Origin of the sequence: Citrobacter sp. Marseille-Q3906 (assembly GCF_916618775.1) — a bacterium.
In the GTDB taxonomy this organism is placed as follows: Bacteria; Pseudomonadota; Gammaproteobacteria; order Enterobacterales; family Enterobacteriaceae; genus Citrobacter; species Citrobacter murliniae.
The window spans coordinates 1,736,831-1,758,458 of the sequence record NZ_CAKAKA010000002.1; the positions used below are offsets into that span (position 1 = coordinate 1,736,831).

General features: G+C 50.4%; 15 protein-coding genes, 2 tRNA genes and 1 other RNA gene. 9 read left to right on the forward strand and 9 right to left on the reverse strand.

Going from position 1 to position 21,628, the window contains the following annotated elements; all coding sequences use genetic code 11:
- Nucleotides 1-346: 346 nt before the first annotated feature.
- Nucleotides 347-3,025 (forward strand): bifunctional acetaldehyde-CoA/alcohol dehydrogenase, encoded by a 2,679-nt coding sequence (adhE, locus tag LG384_RS12400; protein ID WP_045443611.1) that lies wholly within the window; start codon nt 347-349, stop codon nt 3,023-3,025.
- Nucleotides 3,026-3,251: 226 nt separating this feature from the next.
- Here adhE and tdk read toward each other — a convergent pair whose 3' ends face one another.
- Nucleotides 3,252-3,869: a thymidine kinase gene (gene tdk / locus LG384_RS12405; RefSeq protein ID WP_225761304.1), complete on the reverse strand. Its 618-nt coding sequence runs from the start codon at nt 3,867-3,869 to the stop codon at nt 3,252-3,254.
- Nucleotides 3,870-4,513: 644 nt separating this feature from the next.
- On the opposite strand from tdk, the gene hns reads away from it, so the two are divergent.
- Nucleotides 4,514-4,927: a histone-like nucleoid-structuring protein H-NS gene (gene hns, locus LG384_RS12410; protein ID WP_006684280.1), complete on the forward strand. Its 414-nt coding sequence runs from the start codon at nt 4,514-4,516 to the stop codon at nt 4,925-4,927.
- Nucleotides 4,928-5,065: 138 nt separating this feature from the next.
- Here hns and galU read toward each other — a convergent pair whose 3' ends face one another.
- The 3 genes from galU to rssA all read right to left on the reverse strand — a co-directional run bounded on the left by galU (nt 5,066) and on the right by rssA (nt 8,188).
- Complete coding sequence (gene galU, locus LG384_RS12415) at nt 5,066-5,974, reverse strand: UTP--glucose-1-phosphate uridylyltransferase GalU (protein ID WP_045443617.1); 909 nt, start codon at nt 5,972-5,974, stop codon at nt 5,066-5,068.
- Nucleotides 5,975-6,178: 204 nt separating this feature from the next.
- A complete protein-coding gene (gene rssB / locus LG384_RS12420) occupies nt 6,179-7,192 on the reverse strand; it encodes a two-component system response regulator RssB (protein ID WP_045443620.1) in 1,014 nt (337 codons plus the stop codon).
- A 90-nt stretch (nt 7,193-7,282) separates the two neighbouring features.
- Nucleotides 7,283-8,188, reverse strand: coding sequence for a patatin-like phospholipase RssA (rssA, locus tag LG384_RS12425; protein WP_045443623.1), 906 nt, complete (start codon nt 8,186-8,188; stop codon nt 7,283-7,285).
- A 111-nt stretch (nt 8,189-8,299) separates the two neighbouring features.
- Between rssA and LG384_RS12430 the strand changes: the two genes are divergently transcribed.
- From LG384_RS12430 to LG384_RS12450, 5 genes are all read left to right on the forward strand, one after another.
- Entirely contained in the window at nt 8,300-8,755 is a 456-nt protein-coding gene (locus tag LG384_RS12430; protein WP_045443627.1) for a YchJ family protein, read from the forward strand.
- Between the two features lie 56 nt (nt 8,756-8,811).
- A complete protein-coding gene (gene purU / locus LG384_RS12435) occupies nt 8,812-9,654 on the forward strand; it encodes a formyltetrahydrofolate deformylase (RefSeq protein WP_045443630.1) in 843 nt (280 codons plus the stop codon).
- 156 nt (nt 9,655-9,810) lie between these two features.
- Nucleotides 9,811-9,895, forward strand: a tRNA-Tyr gene (locus LG384_RS12440).
- Between the two features lie 35 nt (nt 9,896-9,930).
- Nucleotides 9,931-10,015, forward strand: a tRNA-Tyr gene (locus tag LG384_RS12445).
- 44 nt (nt 10,016-10,059) lie between these two features.
- Nucleotides 10,060-10,190, forward strand: a non-coding RNA gene (locus LG384_RS12450) — RtT sRNA.
- A 208-nt stretch (nt 10,191-10,398) separates the two neighbouring features.
- Here LG384_RS12450 and narI read toward each other — a convergent pair.
- From narI to LG384_RS12475, 5 genes are all read right to left on the reverse strand, one after another.
- Nucleotides 10,399-11,076: a respiratory nitrate reductase subunit gamma gene (gene narI, locus LG384_RS12455; protein WP_045443634.1), complete on the reverse strand. Its 678-nt coding sequence runs from the start codon at nt 11,074-11,076 to the stop codon at nt 10,399-10,401.
- Entirely contained in the window at nt 11,076-11,786 is a 711-nt protein-coding gene (narJ, locus tag LG384_RS12460; RefSeq protein WP_225760974.1) for a nitrate reductase molybdenum cofactor assembly chaperone, read from the reverse strand. The genes narI and narJ overlap by 1 nt, the downstream gene beginning before the upstream one ends.
- Nucleotides 11,783-13,321 carry a nitrate reductase subunit beta gene (gene narH, locus LG384_RS12465; RefSeq protein ID WP_045443641.1) on the reverse strand — a complete coding sequence of 513 codons (1,539 nt, stop codon included), beginning with the start codon at nt 13,319-13,321 and terminating at the stop codon, nt 11,783-11,785. The genes narJ and narH overlap by 4 nt, the downstream gene beginning before the upstream one ends.
- Complete coding sequence (locus LG384_RS12470) at nt 13,318-17,061, reverse strand: nitrate reductase subunit alpha (protein ID WP_225760975.1); 3,744 nt, start codon at nt 17,059-17,061, stop codon at nt 13,318-13,320. The genes narH and LG384_RS12470 overlap by 4 nt, the downstream gene beginning before the upstream one ends.
- A gap of 391 nt (nt 17,062-17,452) precedes the next feature.
- A complete protein-coding gene (locus LG384_RS12475) occupies nt 17,453-18,844 on the reverse strand; it encodes a NarK family nitrate/nitrite MFS transporter (protein ID WP_045443647.1) in 1,392 nt (463 codons plus the stop codon).
- Between the two features lie 340 nt (nt 18,845-19,184).
- Between LG384_RS12475 and narX the strand changes: the two genes are divergently transcribed.
- Nucleotides 19,185-20,981 carry a nitrate/nitrite two-component system sensor histidine kinase NarX gene (narX, locus tag LG384_RS12480; RefSeq protein WP_045443650.1) on the forward strand — a complete coding sequence of 599 codons (1,797 nt, stop codon included), beginning with the start codon at nt 19,185-19,187 and terminating at the stop codon, nt 20,979-20,981.
- Nucleotides 20,974-21,624, forward strand: coding sequence for a two-component system response regulator NarL (gene narL / locus LG384_RS12485; protein ID WP_045443652.1), 651 nt, complete (start codon nt 20,974-20,976; stop codon nt 21,622-21,624). The genes narX and narL overlap by 8 nt, the downstream gene beginning before the upstream one ends.
- The last annotated feature ends 4 nt before the right edge of the window (nt 21,625-21,628 follow it).

A 21,628-nucleotide genomic window follows, 5' to 3' on the forward strand; every position in this document is an offset into this window, starting at 1 on the left:
TAATATGTATTAAATATGATAATGTTACACTCATCCATCACATCAATTTATTAACACTTACCGATAAACGCTAAAAGGGCCTGCTGAAAGGTGTCAGCTTTGCGTAATTTTGATCCAGATCACGCAATTACTACTCAGAAGTGAGTAACCTTGCTTACGCCACCTGGAGGTAACGCGTTAGAGTTAAATGACGCTAGCGTATAAGCTCTTTTAGTAAATCAATGTAAATGGACGTTAATTAACCGTTTGATTTTCAAAACGTTACACAAATTTTCGTCGATCTGTCTATACTCTCGTATCGAGCAGATGATTTACTAAAAAAGTTTAACATTATCAGGAGAGCATTATGGCTGTTACTAATGTCGCTGAACTTAACGCACTTGTAGAGCGCGTAAAAAAAGCCCAGCGTGAATATGCCAGTTTCACTCAAGAACAAGTCGACAAAATCTTCCGCGCCGCCGCTCTGGCTGCCGCAGATGCTCGAATCCCTCTCGCGAAGATGGCCGTTGCCGAATCCGGCATGGGTATCGTCGAAGATAAAGTGATTAAAAACCACTTTGCTTCCGAATACATCTATAACGCTTATAAAGATGAAAAAACCTGTGGTGTCTTAGCTGAAGACCACACCTTCGGTACTATCACTATTGCTGAACCTATCGGCATTATCTGCGGTATCGTACCAACTACTAACCCGACTTCTACCGCTATCTTCAAATCGCTGATCAGCCTGAAGACCCGTAACGCCATCATCTTTTCTCCGCACCCACGTGCTAAAGATGCAACCAACAAAGCAGCTGATATTGTTCTGCAGGCTGCTATCGCTGCTGGTGCACCGAAAGATCTGATCGGCTGGATCGATCAACCTTCCGTTGAACTGTCTAACGCCCTGATGCATCACCCGGACATCAACCTGATCCTTGCGACCGGTGGTCCAGGCATGGTTAAAGCAGCATACAGCTCTGGTAAACCGGCAATCGGCGTAGGCGCAGGTAACACTCCTGTTGTTATCGACGAAACGGCTGATATCAAACGTGCTGTTGCATCTGTACTGATGTCCAAAACCTTCGATAACGGCGTAATCTGTGCTTCCGAGCAGTCCGTTGTGGTTGTTGATTCTGTCTATGACGCTGTTCGCGAACGTTTCGCCAGCCACGGCGGCTACATGCTGCAGGGCAAAGAGCTGAAAGCTGTTCAGGATGTTATCCTGAAAAATGGCGCGCTGAATGCTGCTATCGTTGGTCAACCGGCATACAAAATTGCTGAGCTGGCAGGTTTCTCAGTACCGACTACCACCAAGATTCTGATTGGTGAAGTTAAAGTTGTTGATGAAAGCGAACCGTTTGCACACGAGAAACTGTCACCAACGCTGGCAATGTACCGTGCTAAAGACTTCGAAGACGCTGTTGAGAAAGCAGAAAAATTGGTTGCAATGGGCGGCATCGGTCACACCTCGTGCCTGTACACTGACCAGGACAACCAGCCAGAACGCGTTGCTCACTTCGGTCAGATGATGAAAACCGCACGTATCCTGATTAACACCCCTGCTTCTCAGGGTGGTATCGGTGACCTGTACAACTTTAAACTCGCGCCTTCCCTGACTCTGGGTTGTGGTTCCTGGGGTGGTAACTCCATCTCTGAAAACGTTGGTCCTAAGCACCTGATCAACAAGAAAACCGTTGCTAAGCGAGCTGAAAACATGTTGTGGCACAAACTTCCGAAATCTATCTACTTCCGTCGTGGCTCACTGCCAATCGCACTGGATGAAGTGATTACCGATGGTCACAAACGTGCTCTGATCGTGACCGACCGCTTCCTGTTCAACAACGGTTACGCTGACCAGATCACCTCCGTTCTGAAAGCTGCTGGTGTTGAAACTGAAGTGTTCTTTGAAGTTGAAGCTGACCCGACTCTGACCGTTGTTCGCAAAGGCGCTGAGCTGGCTAACTCCTTCAAACCAGACGTTATCATTGCGCTGGGTGGTGGTTCCCCGATGGACGCCGCGAAGATCATGTGGGTAATGTACGAACATCCGGAAACCCACTTCGAAGAACTGGCGCTGCGCTTTATGGATATTCGTAAACGTATCTACAAGTTCCCGAAAATGGGTGTGAAAGCGAAAATGATCGCTGTCACTACCACTTCCGGTACGGGTTCTGAAGTAACGCCGTTTGCGGTTGTTACCGACGATGCAACCGGTCAGAAATATCCGCTGGCAGATTACGCTCTGACCCCGGATATGGCGATTGTCGACGCCAACCTGGTGATGGATATGCCGAAGTCTCTGTGTGCTTTCGGTGGTCTGGATGCTGTAACTCACGCTCTGGAAGCTTACGTTTCCGTGCTGGCTTCTGAATTCTCCGATGGCCAGGCTCTGCAAGCGCTGAAACTGCTGAAAGAAAACCTGCCAGCGTCCTACCATGAAGGTTCTAAGAACCCGGTAGCTCGTGAACGTGTACACAGTGCAGCGACTATTGCCGGTATCGCGTTTGCTAACGCCTTCCTGGGCGTATGTCACTCAATGGCGCACAAATTGGGTTCTCAGTTCCACATTCCTCACGGTCTGGCGAACGCCCTGTTGATCAGCAACGTTATCCGCTATAACGCGAACGACAACCCAACTAAGCAGACTGCATTCAGCCAATACGACCGCCCTCAGGCACGTCGTCGCTACGCTGAAATCGCAGATCATCTGGGTCTGAGTGCTCCGGGCGACCGTACAGCAGCAAAAATCCAGAAACTGCTGGCATGGCTGGAAGAAATCAAAGCTGAGCTGGGTATTCCTAAGTCTATCCGTGAAGCTGGCGTTCAGGAAGCTGACTTCCTGGCACACGTTGACAAACTGTCTGAAGATGCGTTTGATGACCAGTGTACTGGTGCTAACCCGCGTTATCCGCTGATTTCTGAACTGAAACAGATCCTGATGGATACTTACTACGGTCGTGAATACAACGAAGGTGAAACTGTCGCTAAAACAGAAGTAACTGCTGCGCCAAAAGCTGAGAAAAAAGCGAAAAAATCCGCTTAATTCCCACGCATAAATTTTAGCATTACCATAAACGGTCCCGATGGGACCGTTTTTTTTCGTCTGAATCTTACAAATTCAAACGGTTCTGGCATCAGACATTGCTGGTCAATGGCACTAACAGAAAATCGTACATAGAAGGCGAGAACGGCGTCAGAAGAGAGAGTATGGTCAGGGTAGACCAATAGACCTACCCAGGGTGTATCAGCGCTTATGATCGCTTGAGGGATTAATTGTGGCTGTGTCGTTCCTGAATGGCCGTTAAAGAGCCTTCAGACTGCGCTTCTTTATAATGCTTGCGGCATACCGATACATAACGCTCATTCCCGCCTATTACGACCTGCTCGCCCTCATTAAAAGGTCGCCCAGCCTGATCAAGTCGTAATACCATGCTCGCCTTGCGGCCACAGAAGCAAATGGTCTTTAATTCAACCAGCTTATCTGACCATGCGAGCAGGTATTCGCTGCCACCAAATAATTCACCACGAAAATCGGTGCGTAAACCGTAACATAAAACAGGAATATCGAGCTGATCGACCACCTCTGATAATTCATAAACCTGTTGTCGTGTCAAAAACTGAGACTCGTCCACCAGCACACAATGTATTCTTTGCTGCGCATTCTCCGCACGAATCTCTTCGAACAATGATGAATTTTGGTTAAACAATTTTGCAGGTGACGACAGTCCTATACGTGAACTTACTTTTCCCGCACCAAAGCGATCATCAATTTCCGCTGTATATACAACAGCACGCATACCGCGTTCCTGATAATTGTACGAAGATTGCAGCAATGCAGTCGACTTACCTGCATTCATTGCAGAATAGTAAAAATATAGCTGTGCCATTGACCGTAAGCCCTCACCTGGGGAAATAAATATGCGCAGGATTGTAGCATAACTCGCAAACTTGTCGGTGTTCGTCGTCACCAGAAGGTATAAAAGAACGGACACTCATCACCCTCCTCCCCCTAAATAATGTGGGTACAGTAAGTGTTCGCGGGAGCATTCTTAAGTGTGTAATGGTGTAAATGCGCACAACCAAAGTGCAAGTGACATGAAGTATGACGCGTATATACACACTCTTTCACAAATAGTGCTAACAAAATTCATCAATGCTACTTATCGTCACAGATCAATAAAGAACCCTTGCTCTTATTGTTATTGCCTCTCGCTGTGACAACCTCGTAATAGCGAATTTCCGTAAGCAAAACTAATACAAAAGGTTGAAATTGCTGCAAAGAGATACTATTACAACACGGTAAAAATGTGACCTGAATCCTGAATTTTTACTCTCCCCTGATGAGAAGCCCCCTCACCAATAAGCCTTTTTTATGCCGTTCATCAGGTAAAATTTAAGACTGGAGAATAAATAATGATACTAAATAAAGCGCAATTTTGAATTCCTTACATTCCTGGCTATTGCACAACTGAATTTATAGCTCTATTATTAGCTCAACAAACCACCCCAATATAAGTTTGAGATTACTAAAATGAGCGAAGCACTTAAAATTCTGAACAACATCCGTACTCTTCGTGCGCAGGCAAGAGAATGTACTCTGGAAACGCTTGAAGAAATGCTGGAAAAATTAGAAGTTGTCGTTAGCGAGCGTCGCGAAGAAGAAAGCGCTGCCGCTGCTGAAGTTGAAGAGCGTACTCGTAAACTGCAACAATATCGTGAAATGCTGATTGCTGACGGTATTGACCCTAACGAACTGCTGAATAGCATGGCTGCTGTTAAATCTGGCACCAAAGCTAAGCGCGCAGCACGTCCGGCTAAATATAGCTATGTAGACGAAAATGGTGAAACCAAAACCTGGACTGGTCAGGGTCGTACACCGGCTGTGATCAAGAAAGCAATGGAAGAACAAGGTAAACAACTGGACGATTTCCTGATCAAGGATTAATTCAGAATTAGTTTGCTTAAAATCCCGCCTGTGGCGGGATTTTTTTATCTGTACTTCGTACAACACCCCACCCGGATTAGGTATAAAAAAACGGCGCTGGATTAACAGCGCCGTTTCGTCCTGATTAATACCGGACTGTTACTTCTTAATACCCATCTCGTCTTCGAGCCAGGCTTTAAATTCAGCGCCAAGCGTATTATGGCGAATACCATATTCAACGAACGCCTGCATATAACCTAGCTTATTACCACAGTCATGGCTTTTGCCCTTCATATGGTAGGCTTCAACTGTTTCTTTTTCAATCAGCATATCGATGGCATCGGTCAACTGAATTTCATCACCGGCTCCCGGAGGTGTTTTTGCCAGCAGAGGCCAGATATCTGCGCTGAGAACATAACGTCCGACAACAGCAAGATTAGAAGGTGCAACATCGGCTTTTGGTTTTTCAACTACACCAACCATCGGTACGCTTTCACCCGGTGTTAATTCAACGCCTTTACAATCAACAACACCGTAAGCCGTCACATCCGCTACAGGTTCCACCATAATCTGACTGCTGCCAGTTTCATCGAAACGGTGGATCATTTCAGCGAGGTTATCGCGGGATAAATCAGATTCGTATTCATCAAGAATAACGTCTGGCAGAATGACCGCAACGGGTTCATCGCCAACAACCGGATGCGCGCACAATACCGCGTGGCCCAGACCTTTAGCCAGCCCTTGACGAACTTGCATAATAGTCACGTGTGGCGGGCAAATAGATTGAACCTCTTCGAGAAGCTGACGTTTTACACGTTTTTCCAGCATAGCTTCAAGTTCAAAGCTTGTATCGAAGTGGTTTTCAATTGAATTTTTAGACGAATGAGTCACCAGCACAATTTCAGTGATACCCGCAGCAATACATTCGTTTACGACGTACTGAATTAATGGCTTATCAACCAGTGGAAGCATCTCTTTCGGGATTGCTTTCGTAGCCGGTAGCATCCTGGTTCCTAATCCCGCTACCGGGATAACGGCCTTTTTGACTTTTGAATTTAGGGCAGCCATTTAAAACTCTCCTGGACTGTTCATGTATTGAACGTGTTCATTAATCTGTATCGCATCCGAGTATATCAGTACCGCGACAAGCATCAGGTCTGAAAAGGACGCGGGTCGGAATAATTAAGACAATTACCAATAAATCTGGCGCTGATAGTAGCACTCACGCAGACAAGGAGGTGAAGTAATTTTATTCTCCTCCTATTCGATTGTTCATTCCGCAGACAACATCAGACGCAGGCGTCCTCCAGCCCCCCAAATTTGGCACTGCCAGGACTCACAGCGTTGACTTAGCTGGTTAAGATAAGTATTACCTAATGTCCCCAGGGGAACACCATTACTGATTTGTACGTGATGTGAGCCTGTATTTAATGTCGCATTCAGACCCGCGGATACCAGTATCAGATTTTTTAATCCACTATGATAATACCCCACCAGCAACGGAAACTGACCCGGTAAGTTGGCCTGTCGCAGCAGATGGTTAACCTGTTTCAATAATGTTCCCAGTTCCGGCAACCGTTGATTTTGATGTGCCAGTTGTTCCTGCAGCAGTCCATTAAACAATGCACGCAATAATAGTGCGGCCAAAACACCATTGTCCCCCGCTCGAGTCACATCCAGACAATAGAAAGCGAGGTCGTGGTCTGACAGCGGCGCGATATCAAGCACCAACCCCGGTTGGTCGGCGGCAACCAGTTGTCGATAATTAATTCGACATTGAGAGATAACTTGCTGAACCGGAGGCTGTAACTCCTGCAGCAGTTTTGCAGCCGCCGCAGGGTCATCTACCATTGCATCCCAGTCACGGAACAACCGCTCCTCTTCTTCTACACGCGAGTTAAACATGTTGGGATAGAGACACGCAAAGACCGTTTCACGCAGGCGGTTGAGGTCCTTTACTGGCTTTAGCAGTACATCGTCCACTCCGAGTCGCAGCGCTTTGGCAATATCAGCCATATTTTCCGTTGCAGAGATAACCAGAATCGGCGTTTGATCGCCGCGATTACGCAAATATTCGACCAGTTTAAGACCGTTCATTCTCGGCATAGCAAGATCGCAGATCATCAAATCAGGTGTGAAGTGTCCAAGTAACTCCAGCGCATCAAGCCCATCGCCTGCTACAGCCGTTGTCGCTCCCAAAGAGGAAAACCATGAATCCAGAAGCGAGCGAAATACAGGCTCATCTTCAACAATAAGAATCTGTTTTCCGACCAATGGCTGCGTCATATTCTCCCCCCTGACTGGCTTTAATAAATAGTGGCATGCTATTGCTACTCACGCCTGTCAGAATTTACTTAAGTGTTGATAAAAAATGCGTTAAACGTTGGTCTTCACCAGGGGCAAAAGTTCATCCATTTTCTTCTCTACCGCTAACTGCCCGGCAGCAATCGCGGCGCTCGCGCGGTGAAAATCCAGCGTGGATATTTGCGGACAAAATGGCTGAATAAGGATATCTGGCGGATCACCGGCCATGCGGTTGCGTTTAAGACGGTTTTCCAGAACCTGAATTGAGGTCGTCATGATCTCCATCGCCGTCGGCGCGGTTACTGCACGTCGCGCAGTAATATTACTCAACCGCTCTTTCAGGCGAGCATGCCACGAAAGCTCATCATCACTCGACTCTGTGTCATTGCTGACGTTGAAGGAGAGCAGATCTTGTTGCATGAGATGCGCATCATGTTGCAGATCGACTGCAATGACGATATCAGCGCCCATCGCTCGCGTGAGAGAGACTGGCACGGGGTTAACTACTGCGCCATCAACCAACCAGTAGCCATTATGTGCAACCGGAGACATCAGGCCAGGAATACTACAGGAGGCTCGGACTGCAAGGTGCAAGTCACCTTCCGTAAACCATAGCTCCCGGCCAGTACTCAAATTGGTCGCAACAGTTGCAAAACGGCGAGAGCATTGTTCGATGGCTTCCACCGGCATGACATTACGATACTGGTTAAATACCCGTTCACCGCGCAGTAATCCCCCCCTGCGCCACGAGAGATCCATCAGACGTAACACATCCCAGTAGCTAAATGAGCAGACCCACTGCTCAAGGGCGGGTAATTTGTTGCAAGCGTAGGCGGCCCCGACCAGCGAACCGATGGAACACCCTGCCACAATATCAATATCAATGCCCATGTGTTTAAGGGCCTTAATCACACCGATGTGCGACCAGCCTCGTGCTGCGCCGGAACCTAGCGCCAGCCCAATTTTAATTTTTCTCATTGTACCTACAGACTTCCCCTGGCTTGCAGACGTAGCAACATCGCCACGGCTCAGTTAACATAGTGCCACCGTGGCGTTTTTACGCCGTTTTTTTATTCCAGGGAGTAATTTGTGTCTCAGCTTTGTCCCTGTGGTAGCGCTGTCGAGTATAGCCTATGTTGCTACCGTTATGTGTCCGGCGCGCAAGTAGCACCTACGCCGTCACACCTCATGCGTTCTCGTTACTGTGCTTTTGTGATGAAAGACGCAGATTACCTGATTAAAACCTGGCACCCGGACTGTAATGCAGCCGCTTATCGGGATGATATTATCGCAGGGTTTGCCCATACCGAATGGCTCGGACTGACCATTTTTGAACAGGCGACGTCAGACACAGACAATGTCGGATATGTCAGCTTCGTTGCGCGTTTTTCTGAACAGGGGAAAACAGGCGCAATTATCGAGCGATCTCGTTTTTTAAAGGAAAACGGCCAGTGGTATTATATTGATGGTACGCGCCCTCAACCAGGCCGAAACGATCCCTGCCCTTGCGGGTCAGGTAAAAAATTTAAAAAGTGCTGCGGCTAGCCAATGCCCGACAGCGCATCAATGATGCAAACATTCTCAACAGGATTACCCCGGCAATGCATTCACAACAACGTAAAGTTCTTCGCACTATCTGTCCCGATCAAAAAGGTTTGATCGCACGGATCACCAATATTTGTTACAAGCATGAACTGAACATCGTGCAAAACAATGAATTTGTTGACCATCGCACCGGGCGCTTTTTTATGCGCACGGAACTGGAAGGTATTTTTAATGACGTCACGCTACTGACCGATCTGGACAGCGCCTTACCAGAAGGTTCAATTCGCGAACTAACGCCGGCAGGACGTCGCCGCATTGTTATATTGGTCACCAAGGAAGCACATTGTCTGGGTGACCTGTTAATGAAAGCCAATTATGGCGGACTCGATGTTGAAATTGCTGCGGTTATTGGCAACCACGATACGCTGCGTTCTCTGGTTGAGCGTTTTGATATTCCCTTTGAGCTGGTCAGCCACGAAGGATTAACACGCGAAGAACACGATCAGAAAATGGCCGATGCCATCGACGCACATCAGCCCGATTATGTTGTATTGGCGAAATATATGCGTGTTTTGACCCCAGAATTTGTTTCACGCTTTCCGAATAAGATCATTAATATTCACCACTCGTTCCTGCCAGCCTTTATTGGTGCACGTCCGTACCATCAGGCTTATGAGCGCGGTGTTAAAATTATCGGTGCAACGGCTCACTACGTGAATGATAATCTCGACGAAGGCCCAATTATTATGCAGGACGTGATTCATGTGGATCACACCTATACCGCAGAAGATATGATGCGTGCGGGCCGCGACGTAGAAAAAAATGTTTTAAGCCGGGCCTTGTATCAGGTTCTGGCCCAGCGAGTCTTTGTCTACGGTAACCGAACGATTATTCTGTAATCGATTGATAATTAAATTGGTTACCTTTACATCTTTACGCGTAAAAATCAGGCAACCAGTTCTTTTTTATCAACGGAATACTTTACAGCGGCGCGTCATTTGATATGATGCGCCCCGCTTCCCACCGGAAGCAGGCCAGTACAAGCATTACCCCGTGGTGGGGTTCCCGAGCGGCCAAAGGGAGCAGACTGTAAATCTGCCGTCATCGACTTCGAAGGTTCGAATCCTTCCCCCACCACCATTTCAAAGTATCGTCCTACAATTTGAATTACCCCTGGTGGGGTTCCCGAGCGGCCAAAGGGAGCAGACTGTAAATCTGCCGTCATCGACTTCGAAGGTTCGAATCCTTCCCCCACCACCATCACTTCCCTGTAGCACAATAACCAACTCAAAAACTACTGCTTAATGTTCTGCCCTTGGGGAAGGACGAGAATCTTCGACTAAGGTTCGATTCGAGCGTAGCGAGAAAGCGTTGCCGCAGGCAACGACCCGAAGGGCGAAGCGCGCAGCGCTGAGTAATCCTTCCCCCACCACCATCACTTCCCTGTAGCATTTCAACCCAATCAAATCACAATCCCCTATATTCTGCCCATGCGGGAAGGATGAGAAGCTTCGATTCGAGCACACCATTTGCCTGATGCACGATGCTTATCAGACTTACAAAAAACGCCTGCATTCACCATCCTGCAAACAGTTATAAAAAAACCCCGCCGAAGCAGGGTTTTGTCTTACGGAAATAACGGATTAGTGACGTGCGCGCACAATCTGGTATTTACGCGTCAGATACTCGACAGGAACACTCCAGATATGCACCAGACGCGAGAACGGGAACAACAGGAACAACGTCATACCGAGCACCAGGTGCATACGGAAGATGAACGCCACACCGTCCAGATATTGAGAAGCGCCGCCGTGGAAAGTCACCACGGACTGTGCCCAGTTCACCAGCTTCATCATCTCGCTGCCGTCCATATGCTGGGCAGAGAATGGGATAGTCAGCAGACCCAACGCACACTGGATAACCAGGACAGATAGCACCAGAATATCCGCGCCAGTAGTGGTTGCGCGTACGCGTGGGCTGAACAGACGGCGTTTAAGCAGTAATACGCCCCCCACCAGGCACATCACACCGGATGCACCGCCAGCAAACATTGCCATCTTTTGTTTTACTTCCAAAGGCAGCCACGCTTCGTACATCCAGTGCGGCGTCAGCATACCAAGGAAGTGACCAGCGAAAATACCCAGGATCCCGATGTGGAACAGGTTTGACGCCAGGTTCATTCCTTTACGATCCAGCATCTGGCTGGAAGCCGCGCGCCAGGTGTACTGACCGTAGTCATAACGCAGCCAACTACCAATCAGGAAGACAGAACCCGCGATGTACGGATAGATGTCAAAGAAGAACGTATTCAGGAAGTGCATTATTGCTGTCCTCCGGTGGTGATATTCAGGTACTGCGGCGCAACGGCCCCGGCAAAACGACGCTGGTGAGCGGAGATTTCAGATTCGCCGCACCCCTGGTCGGCAAAGAATTTCACCTGCTCTTCTTCCCAGACCGCATCCAGCGCCTGTGGAGTGTCGTCACGAACTTCATCCGCAATTTTTTCAGCCACTTTGTTGCTGTCGATAGCAGCGTTAGCCAGTTTCAACAACAGATCGAACAGCACGGCGTAGCGGCTCTCGCGCTGTTGCAGACGCGCACTGAGCAGCGCCAGAATCGGTGCGATATCCTGCAGGCCACCCAACGCTTCTTCCTTCGGCAACTGAGCCAGATATTCCAGATATAACGGAAGATGATCTGGCAGCTCGCGGCTGTCGAGCTGTAAACCGTGTTGCTCGTACTGAGCCATCAGGTCTACCATCGCCTGACCGCGATCGCGGGATTCTCCATGAACATGTTCAAACAACAGCAGAGAGGTTGCACGACCACGGTCGAACAGCTCGCTGTAGCTTGCCTGCACATCCAGCATATCCTGCGCGGTTAAATCACGCAGGAAGATGCCCAGGGTCTGAGCATCCTCTTTGTCCAGGTTCTCAGATGATGCGAGTGCATCGAAAAGTTCCTGCTGATGCTGCCACAGGGCAGCATCTGGGTATTCGAGCAGGCGCGAAACAATGACGAGTTCAATCATTGGTGCGGCTCCGTTTTACTGGTCACATCGACAGCATCGATGCGGCGGCTGTTGAACAGATTGAATTTTGTGTCAGAACCATGACAACCATCACCAAAGCTAAAGCCGCAACCCCCTTTCTCCGGGAACGCTTCGCGCGCCAGTTCACGATGGCTGCTCGGCACGACGAAACGATCTTCGTAGTTAGCAATCGCCAGGTAACGATACATCTCCTGTGCCTGAGCTTCAGTCAGTCCGACCTCTTCCAGCGCACGGGTGTCGACTTTACCGTCAACCGTTTCCGCACGTTTGTAGTGACGCATCGCCAGCATACGTTTTAGTGCCAACAGCACCGGCTGGGTATCGCCGGCAGTCAGCAGGTTTGCCAGGTACTGAACCGGAATACGCAGGCTGTCTACATCCGGCAGAATGCCATTGCTGCCCAGTTCGCCCGCGTCAGCCGCTGACTGAATCGGTGACAATGGCGGCACATACCAGACCATTGGCAATGTGCGATACTCCGGATGTAGCGGCAGTGCCAGTTTCCAGTCCATCGCCATTTTGTACACCGGAGACTGCTGTGCCGCGTCAATCACGCTCAGTGGGATGCCATCTTTCAGCGCCTGTTCAATGATCGCCGGATCGTTCGGATCGAGGAATACATCCAGTTGACGCTGGTACAGGTCTTTCTCGTTTTCCGTGCTTGCCGCGCTTTCAATCGCGTCCGCGTCATACAACAGCACGCCGAGGTAGCGAATACGACCTACGCATGTTTCGGAACAAATGGTCGGCTGACCAGCTTCGATACGCGGGTAGCAGAAAATGCATTTCTCGGATTTGCCGCTCTTCCAGTTGAAGTAGATTTTTTTGTACGGACAACCTGTGATGCACATACGCCAGCCACGGCACTTATCCTGGTCAATCAGTACGATGCCATCTTCTTCACGCTTGTAGATGGCGCCGCTTGGGCAGGTCGCCACGCACGCCGGGTTAAGGCAATGCTCACACAGACGCGGCAGATACATCATGAAGGTGTTCTCGAACTGACCGTACATCGCCTTCTGCATGTTCTCGAAGTTTTTGTCTTTCGACAGCTTCTCAAACTCACCACCCAGATCATCTTCCCAGTTCGGACCCTTGGTGATTTTATCCATACGCTTGCCGGTGATCAGCGAACGAGGACGAGCAATCGGCTGCGCCTTGCTGTCAGCTGGCGTGTTATGCAGCGTCTGGTAGTCGAAATCAAACGGTTCGTAGTAATCATCCAGGCCCGGCAGGTGCGGGTTGGCAAAGATTTTACCCAGAAGCATCGCGCGGTTACCCATACGCGGCTGCAGTTTACCGTTGATCTTACGAACCCAACCGCCTTTCATTTTCTCCTGGTTTTCCCAGTCAGTCGGGAAACCGGTACCCGGCTTGGTTTCAACATTGTTGAACCACGCATACTCGGTCCCTTCACGGCTGGTCCAGACGTTTTTACAGGTGACTGAGCAGGTATGACAGCCGATGCACTTATCGAGATTCAGCACCATGCCGACTTGTGAACGAATTTTCATTTTACGCTCTCCTGTACCTGGTCATTGCCTTCGCCATCCAACCAGTTAATGTTCTTCATCTTACGTACAACCACGAACTCATCACGGTTTGAACCTACGGTACCGTAGTAGTTAAAGCCGTATGCCAGGTGCGCATAACCGCCAATCATATGGGTCGGTTTCGGCGTAATGCGGGTCACCGAGTTATGGATACCACCACGTTGACCGGTAATTTCAGAGCCAGGCAGGTTAACGATACGTTCCTGTGCGTGGTACATCATGGTCATCCCGGCAGGAACACGCTGGCTTACTACAGCACGAGCGGTCAGCGCACCATTGCTGTTGAAGACTTCAATCCAGTCGTTGTCTTCAATACCAATCTCTTTGGCATCCTCTTCACTCATCCATACAACCGGACCACCGCGGCCTAAAGTCAGCATCAGCAGGTTGTCACTGTAGGTGGAGTGGATACCCCACTTCTGGTGTGGCGTCAGGAAGTTGAGCGCTTTTTCCGGGTTGCCATTGGATTTCTCACCCATCACCTCTTTCACCGAACGGGTATCGATTGGCGGACGATAGACCAGCAGGCTTTCACCGAAGTCGCGCATCCACTGATGATCCTGATACAGTTGCTGGCGACCCGTCAGCGTACGCCATGGGATCAGCTCGTGAACGTTGGTATAACCGGCATTGTAAGAAACGTGTTCATCTTCCAGACCAGACCATGTCGGACTGGAGATAATTTTGCGCGGCTGTGCCTGAATATCACGGAAGCGGATTTTCTCGTCTTCTTTATTGAGAGCCAGGTGCGTATGGTCCCGACCGGTAAACTCGCTCAGCGCCGCCCAGGCTTTCACCGCCACCTGACCGTTCGTTTCCGGCGCTAGGGTGAGGATCATCTCTGCCGCATCAATCGCCGTATTCAGCATAGGTTGGCCTTTAGCCGGACCTTCTGCCTTGGTGTAATTGAGCTTACGCAGCAGATCCATTTCACTCTGGGTATTCCAGGCAATCCCTTTACCACCGTTACCGACTTTATCCATCAGCGGGCCAATAGAGGTGAAACGCTCGTAGGTGGCCGGATAATCCCGCTCAACGGTCATGATGTGCGGTGCAGTTACGCCTGGTATCAGATCACATTCGCCTTTCTTCCAGTCTTTTACATCCAGCGGCTGCGCCAGTTCGGCGGCAGAATCGTGCTGGATAGGCAGTGTAACCACATCAGTTTCTTTACCGAGATGGCCAACACAAACTTCAGAGAATTTCTTCGCGATGGCTTTATAGATTTCCCAGTCGCTTTTCGATTCCCATGCCGGGTCAACGGCGGCAGACAAAGGATGAATAAACGGATGCATATCCGAGGTATTCATGTCGTCTTTTTCGTACCAGGTCGCGGTTGGCAGCACGATGTCGGAATAGAGGCAGGTGCTTGACAGACGGAAGTCCAACGTCACCACCAGATCCAGTTTGCCGTCGAGACCGTTATCCTGCCATTCCACTTCTTCCGGCTTCACACCGCCCTGTTTGCCCAGATCCAGCCCCTGAATACCGTGCTCGGTACCCAGCAGGTACTTCAGCATATATTCATGGCCTTTACCGGATGAGCCCAGCAGGTTTGAACGCCAGATAAACAGGTTACGTGGATGGTTTTTACCGTTTTCAGGCTGCTCGGCCGCAAAGCGAATAGTGCCCTCTTTCAACGCTTTGACGGTGTAGTCTACCGGTGTCATTCCGGCTTTTTCCGCTTCATCGGCGATACGCAGTGGGTTAGTGCCTAACTGCGGTGCAGACGGCAACCACCCCATACGTTCTGCGCGAACGTTGAAATCCAGCAGATGGCCGGTGTAACGGGATTTATCCGCCAGCGGTGACAGCAGTTCTTGCGCCGTAACCGACTCGTAGCGCCATTGGCTGGAGTGGTTATAGAAGTACGAGGTGCTGTTCATATGACGCGCCGGACGCTGCCAGTCCAGACCAAACGCCAGTGGCTGCCAGCCAGTCTGCGGACGCAGTTTTTCCTGGCCGACGTAGTGTGCCCAACCGCCACCGCTCTGGCCGACACAGCCGCAGAACACCAGCATGTTGATCAGACCACGATAGTTCATATCAAGGTGATACCAGTGGTTCAGACCCGCACCGACGATAATCATCGAACGACCGTGCGTTTTATCCGCGTTATCGGCAAATTCACGCGCGATACGGACGATCTGTGAGCGGGAAACACCGGTGATTTTTTCTGCCCACGCTGGGGTATACGCTTTGATGTCATCGTAGCTGGTCGCACAGTTTTCATCGTTCAGACCGCGTTCCAGACCGTAGTTAGCCATGGTCAGATCGTAAACTGTAGTCACCAGTGCAGTAGAACCATCTGCCAGATGCAGGCGTTTCACCGGCAGTTTATGCAGCAGAACATTTTCCAGTTCGACTTTATTGAAGTGTTCTGTACCTTCACCGCCGAAGTACGGGAAACCAACTTCAGCGATATCATCCTGACTACCCAGCAGGCTGAGCTGCAGTTCGGTTTCTTCACCAGACGTGCCGTCACGCTGCTCAAGATTCCATTTGCCTTTTTCGCCCCAACGGAAACCGATTGAGCCGTTTGGCGCGACCATATCGCCATTGGTATTAATCGCGACAGTTTTCCATTCCGGGTTGTTTTCCTGACCCAGAGAATCAACAAGATCCGCAGCACGCAGCATACGGCCCGCAGCATAGTAGCCGTCACGCTCTTCAAGCATTACCAGCATCGGCATGTCGGTATAACGACGCACGTAGTCGGTAAAATACTGGCTCGGATTATCGAGGTGGAACTCACGCAACATAACGTGGCCCATCGCCAGTGCCATCGCGGCATCGGTACCCTGCTTCGGCGCCAGCCACAAGTCGCACAGCTTGGCGATTTCTGCATAGTCCGGCGTAATCGCAACGGTTTTGGTGCCTTTGTAACGAACTTCCGTGAAGAAGTGGGCGTCCGGAGTACGGGTCTGCGGAACGTTAGAGCCCCAGGCGATGATATAGCTGGAGTTGTACCAGTCAGCAGATTCAGGTACGTCGGTCTGTTCACCCCAGGTCTGTGGAGACGCAGGCGGCAGGTCGCAGTACCAGTCGTAGAAGCTCAGGCAGGTACCGCCAATCAGGGACAGGTAGCGTGCGCCGGAAGCGTAAGAAACCATCGACATTGCCGGGATCGGAGAGAAACCAGCGACACGGTCAGGACCGTAGGTTTTGACCGTGTAAACGTTGGAAGCCGCAATCAGTTCATTCACTTCCTGCCAGGAAGAACGGACAAACCCACCACGACCACGCGCTTGTTTGAAGCTTTTTGCTTTATCGGCGTCTTCAATGATGGATGCCCATGCGTCTACCGGATCGCTGTGCAGTCTTTTCGCTTCACGCCACATCTTCATCAGACGTTTGCGCATCAGCGGATATTTGAGACGGTTAGCGCTGTAGAGATACCAGGAATAGCTCGCACCGCGCGGGCAGCCGCGTGGTTCGTGGTTCGGCAGATCAGGACGGGTACGCGGATAGTCAGTTTGCTGAGTTTCCCAGGTCACCAGACCATTCTTCACGTAGATTTTCCAGCTGCATGAACCGGTGCAGTTTACCCCATGGGTTGAGCGCACGACTTTGTCATGCTGCCAACGCTGGCGGTATCCATCCTCCCAGTCCCTGTTAGTATCGAGAAGCTGGCCGTGCCCATCGGCAAAGGTTTCGCCCTTCTGTTTGAAGTAGCGAAACCGGTCCAGGAATTTACTCATCGGTTGTCTCCTGTAGGAGCCTGACGGCTCTCTGATAAATCGACATTGCTTGATTGCCTGCGAAGTTAACGCTCTGAAAGCACGTAGGAATTGATAACGATCAAGGCAGACAGGGATGAAAAATGAAGGTTAATTTTCATATACCCCCTAAGTGGGATATTTTTATTGAATCTAACTTATTGATATTAAATAATATTATTAATAACACTCATCATACAAATGTTAATTTCTTTACAAGCGGGTATTAAGGGGTATGCCCCCTGCCTGGCATATTGCATGCACACTATCTCAGGCGGTCACCTTGAAATAACTCATTAGTATGTTGTAACTAAAACCAGACAAAAAAAAGCGCGGTCTAACACCGCGCAATGGATAATCAATTGTTATTTTTTTACTTTTTAGAATGCCGTCCGTATACCACCCAGGTGATTACCACGCAGGCGACATAGAAGATTAGAAAGACTTTCATCGCCCCCACAGGCGAACCGGTTAACGCCAGAGAAGTACCAAATGCTTTTGGAATAAAAAAGCCGCCAATTGCGCCAATGGCTGAGATAAAGCCCAACGCTGCCGCTGTATCAGTTGCCGCTTCACGCATCGCTTTCTCTTCAGAACCACCTTCCGCTTTAACCCTGTCCATCGTCAGCTTACGGAAGATGACAGAGATCATCTGGAAGGTAGAGCCACTGCCCAGACCGGCTGTCAAGAACAACGCCAGGAACACGACGAAGAAGGCCATAAAGTTGCCACCCTCACCGTTTACAGGCAAGGTCAGGAACAGCAAGGCGCTGAAAACTGCCATCAGTACAAAGTTCACCAGCGTAACGCGCGTCCCGCCCAGTCGGTCAGAGATTGCACCGCCCGCAGAACGAGCCAGGGCACCAATCAGCGGACCAAAGAAGGCGTAATGCAGGATCTGCACATCCGGAAACTGAGTTTTTGACAGCATCGCGAAACCGGCAGAGAAGCCGATGAAGGAGCCAAAGGTCGCCAGATACAGCAGGCTCATAATCCACAGATGCCCACGTTTCAGCACCGGAAGTTGCTCTTTCAGCGACGCTTTCGAGGTTGCCAGTTCGTTCATACCGAACCATGCCGCCAGCGTGAACACCGCCAGGAACGGTACCCAAACCCATGCAGCGTTTGCCAGATACAATTGCGTGCCATCCGGTTGTTCCACGCCATGACTGCCAAATACGGCGAAAATGGACAACGAAACCACCAGCGGCGCAACCAGTTGCATCACGCTGACGCCCATATTGCCCAAACCGCCATTCAGACCCAGCGCACCACCCTGTTTCTGTTTTGGAAAGAAGAAACTGATGTTTGCCATGCTGGAAGCAAAGTTTGCACCCGCAAAACCGCACAACAAGGAGATCACAATAAAGGTACTAAAAGGCGTGGTGGTATCCTGCACGGCAAAACCTAACCATACGCAAGGGATGATCAGGATACCGGTGCTGAATGCCGTCCAGCGGCGTCCACCAAATAGTGGAACCATAAAGGAGTACGGTACGCGCAACAGTGCGCCGGAAACCGATGGTAACGCCGTCAGCATAAACAGCTGTTCGGTTGTGAAGTCGAAACCGACCTTCGGCAGATTCACCGCAACAGCGCTGAATAACATCCACACACAAAACGCCAGCAGCAGACAAGGGACGGAAATCCACAGGTTACGGCTGGCAACTCGTTGACCACGCTGTTGCCAGAAGACGGGATCTTCCGGCCGCCATTCTGTAATTACAGCTCCAGATGCCCTTTCCGGGGCAGATGAGTGACTCATAGACACCTCTGATACTTGTTTCGATGCCTGCCACATTAGGGTTTACAGCCGGTGGTAAGTTGATATAAATCAAAGGAAAAGGTGTCATTATTGATGCTTAAAATTTATCATTACCCCAAATGAGTAGCTAACATCGGTAAAAAAGATGTGGTTTTTCACGCTTCTGTCGCACGCTACTCCCCTCTGTCAGGAATCGCTCCCACCAGTGGCAATTAAGGGGTAGCCCGTTTGAGGTATGGGTATACTCCAGTGTATAGCTGAGAATAACGCCACTGCCTGCAGCAGAATCGTCATTCAATAAGGTTTTCTGCTCAATGAAAACCCGAAGGAAGAAGTCACCATGTTTAAACGTTGTCTCTCACCGCTTACGCTGGTCAACCAGGTGGCGCTTATTGTTTTACTGTCCACTGCTATTGGCGTGGCGGGTATGGCTGTCTCCGGCTGGCTGGTTCAGGGGGTTCAGGGCAGCGCCCATGCGATCAACAAAGCGGGTTCACTGCGAATGCAAAGCTATCGCCTGCTGGCAGCGGTGCCACTGGATGCCGACGACCAACCGCTGCTGGAAGAGATGGAAAAAACCGCGTTTAGCCCGGAACTGACTCGCGCCGCGCTCCGTGACGGGCAGCAGGAACAGTTGAAAGCATTGCAGAATTACTGGCACACCGAACTGGCGCCAGGGCTCGCGCATGCACAAAATGGCGCAGCGGTGGCCGGGGACGTTTCACGTTTCGTGACAGGGTTGGATCAACTGGTCACGGCCTTCGACCACACCACCGAACTGCGTATTGAACGCGTGGTCATGCTGCATCGCCTGATGGCGATATTTATGGCATTGCTGCTGGTCTTCACCATTATCTGGCTACGCGTGCGCCTGTTGCAGCCGTGGAAACAACTGCTGGCGATGGCTCGTGCAGTCAGTCAGCGCGACTTCACCCAACGCGCACATATCAGTGGCCGTAATGAAATGGCCGCACTGGGATCGGCACTGAATAATATGTCAGAGGAACTGGCCGAAAGTTACGCGGTACTGGAACAGCGGGTCCAGGAGAAAACAGCAGGTCTGGAACATAAAAATCAGATCCTCTCTTTCCTGTGGCAAGCTAATCGTCGTCTGCACTCCCAGATACCACTTTGTGAACGCCTTTCCCCGGTACTCAACGGCCTGCAAAATTTAACATTACTGCATGATATTGAACTGCGGGTTTACGATCTGGAGGATGAAGATAACCATCAGGAGTTTACCTGTCAGTCTACTGTCAGCTGTGATGAAAAAGGGTGTCACCTGTGTCCACGCGGCATTCAACCCGCAATTGACGGGGGAATTACGCTGAAATGGCGGCTAACCGATGCACATACCCAGTACGGTATTCTGCTCGCCACCTTGCCATACGGACGCCATCTCAGCCACGACCAACAGCAACTGGTGGACACGCTGGTTGAACAACTGACCGCTACGCTGGCGCTGGACAGGCACCAGGAGCGCCAGCAGCAGTTGATTGTTATGGAGGAGCGTGCCACCATTGCTCGCGAACTGCATGATTCTATTGCACAATCTCTCTCTTGTATGAAAATGCAGGTCAGTTGCTTGCAGATGCAGGGTGACGCGCTACCAGAAAACAGCCGCGAGCTGTTGAGTCAAATACGTAACGAACTGAACGCCTCGTGGGCGCAGTTGCGCGAACTGTTAACCACCTTCCGTTTGCAGCTAACGGAACCTGGATTGCGGCCTGCGCTGGAAGCCAGCTGTCAGGAATACAGCGCCCGCTTTGGCTTTACGGTGAAGCTGGATTATCAATTGCCACCACGTCTGGTGCCTTCCCATCAGGCGATTCACTTGCTGCAAATTGCCCGCGAAGCCCTGAGTAATGCCCTTAAACACTCCCAGGCCGATGACGTTATCGTGACGGTGGTGCAAAATGGCAAGCAGGTCAAACTGACTGTACAAGATAACGGCTGCGGCGTACCGGAAAACGCCGAACGCAGTAACCACTACGGCATGATAATAATGCGTGACCGTGCGCAGAGCTTGCGCGGCGATTGCCGCGTTCGCCGTCGCGAGACAGGCGGTACTGAAGTTACTGTCACTTTTATTCCCGAAACAAACTTCACAGATGTCCAAGGAGATACCCATGAGTAATCAGGAACCGGCAACCATCCTGTTGATCGACGATCATCCGATGCTACGAACCGGTGTAAAACAGCTTGTCAGCATGGCGCCCGATATTACCGTGGTCGGTGAAGCCAGTAATGGCGAGCAGGGTATCGAGCTGGCTGAATCCCTTGATCCGGATCTGATTCTGCTGGATCTGAACATGCCCGGAATGAACGGTCTGGAAACACTCGATAAGTTGCGAGAAAAATCACTTTCCGGCCGCATCGTGGTTTTCAGCGTATCTAACCATGAAGAAGACGTTGTTACCGCACTGAAACGCGGCGCAGATGGCTATCTGCTAAAAGACATGGAACCGGAAGATCTGCTGAAAGCGTTGCAGCAGGCAGCAGCAGGTGAAATGGTACTAAGCGAAGCCCTGACACCTGTTCTGGCTGCCAGTCTGCGGGCGAACCGTGCGACTTCCGACCGGGACGTTACCCAGTTGACGCCACGCGAGCGCGACATTCTGAAGCTGATTGCCCAGGGCCTACCAAACAAGATGATTGCCCGTCGTCTGGACATCACCGAAAGCACGGTAAAAGTGCATGTTAAGCATATGCTGAAGAAGATGAAACTCAAATCACGCGTTGAAGCAGCGGTGTGGGTGCATCAGGAACGTATATTCTGATAAT

Excerpts from the sequence above, each read along its gene's own strand:
- adhE (WP_045443611.1), top strand. The coding sequence starts at position 347 with ATGGCTGTTACTAATGTCGCTGAACTTAACGCACTTGTAGAGCGCGTA.
- tdk (WP_225761304.1), bottom strand. The coding sequence starts at position 3,869 with ATGGCACAGCTATATTTTTACTATTCTGCAATGAATGCAGGTAAGTCG.
- hns (WP_006684280.1), top strand. The coding sequence starts at position 4,514 with ATGAGCGAAGCACTTAAAATTCTGAACAACATCCGTACTCTTCGTGCG.
- galU (WP_045443617.1), bottom strand. The coding sequence starts at position 5,974 with ATGGCTGCCCTAAATTCAAAAGTCAAAAAGGCCGTTATCCCGGTAGCG.
- rssB (WP_045443620.1), bottom strand. The coding sequence starts at position 7,192 with ATGACGCAGCCATTGGTCGGAAAACAGATTCTTATTGTTGAAGATGAG.
- rssA (WP_045443623.1), bottom strand. The coding sequence starts at position 8,188 with ATGAGAAAAATTAAAATTGGGCTGGCGCTAGGTTCCGGCGCAGCACGA.
- purU (WP_045443630.1), top strand. The coding sequence starts at position 8,812 with ATGCATTCACAACAACGTAAAGTTCTTCGCACTATCTGTCCCGATCAA.
- narI (WP_045443634.1), bottom strand. The coding sequence starts at position 11,076 with ATGCACTTCCTGAATACGTTCTTCTTTGACATCTATCCGTACATCGCG.
- narJ (WP_225760974.1), bottom strand. The coding sequence starts at position 11,786 with ATGATTGAACTCGTCATTGTTTCGCGCCTGCTCGAATACCCAGATGCT.
- narH (WP_045443641.1), bottom strand. The coding sequence starts at position 13,321 with ATGAAAATTCGTTCACAAGTCGGCATGGTGCTGAATCTCGATAAGTGC.
- LG384_RS12470 (WP_225760975.1), bottom strand. The coding sequence starts at position 17,061 with ATGAGTAAATTCCTGGACCGGTTTCGCTACTTCAAACAGAAGGGCGAA.
- LG384_RS12475 (WP_045443647.1), bottom strand. The coding sequence starts at position 18,844 with ATGAGTCACTCATCTGCCCCGGAAAGGGCATCTGGAGCTGTAATTACA.
- narX (WP_045443650.1), top strand. The coding sequence starts at position 19,185 with ATGTTTAAACGTTGTCTCTCACCGCTTACGCTGGTCAACCAGGTGGCG.
- narL (WP_045443652.1), top strand. The coding sequence starts at position 20,974 with ATGAGTAATCAGGAACCGGCAACCATCCTGTTGATCGACGATCATCCG.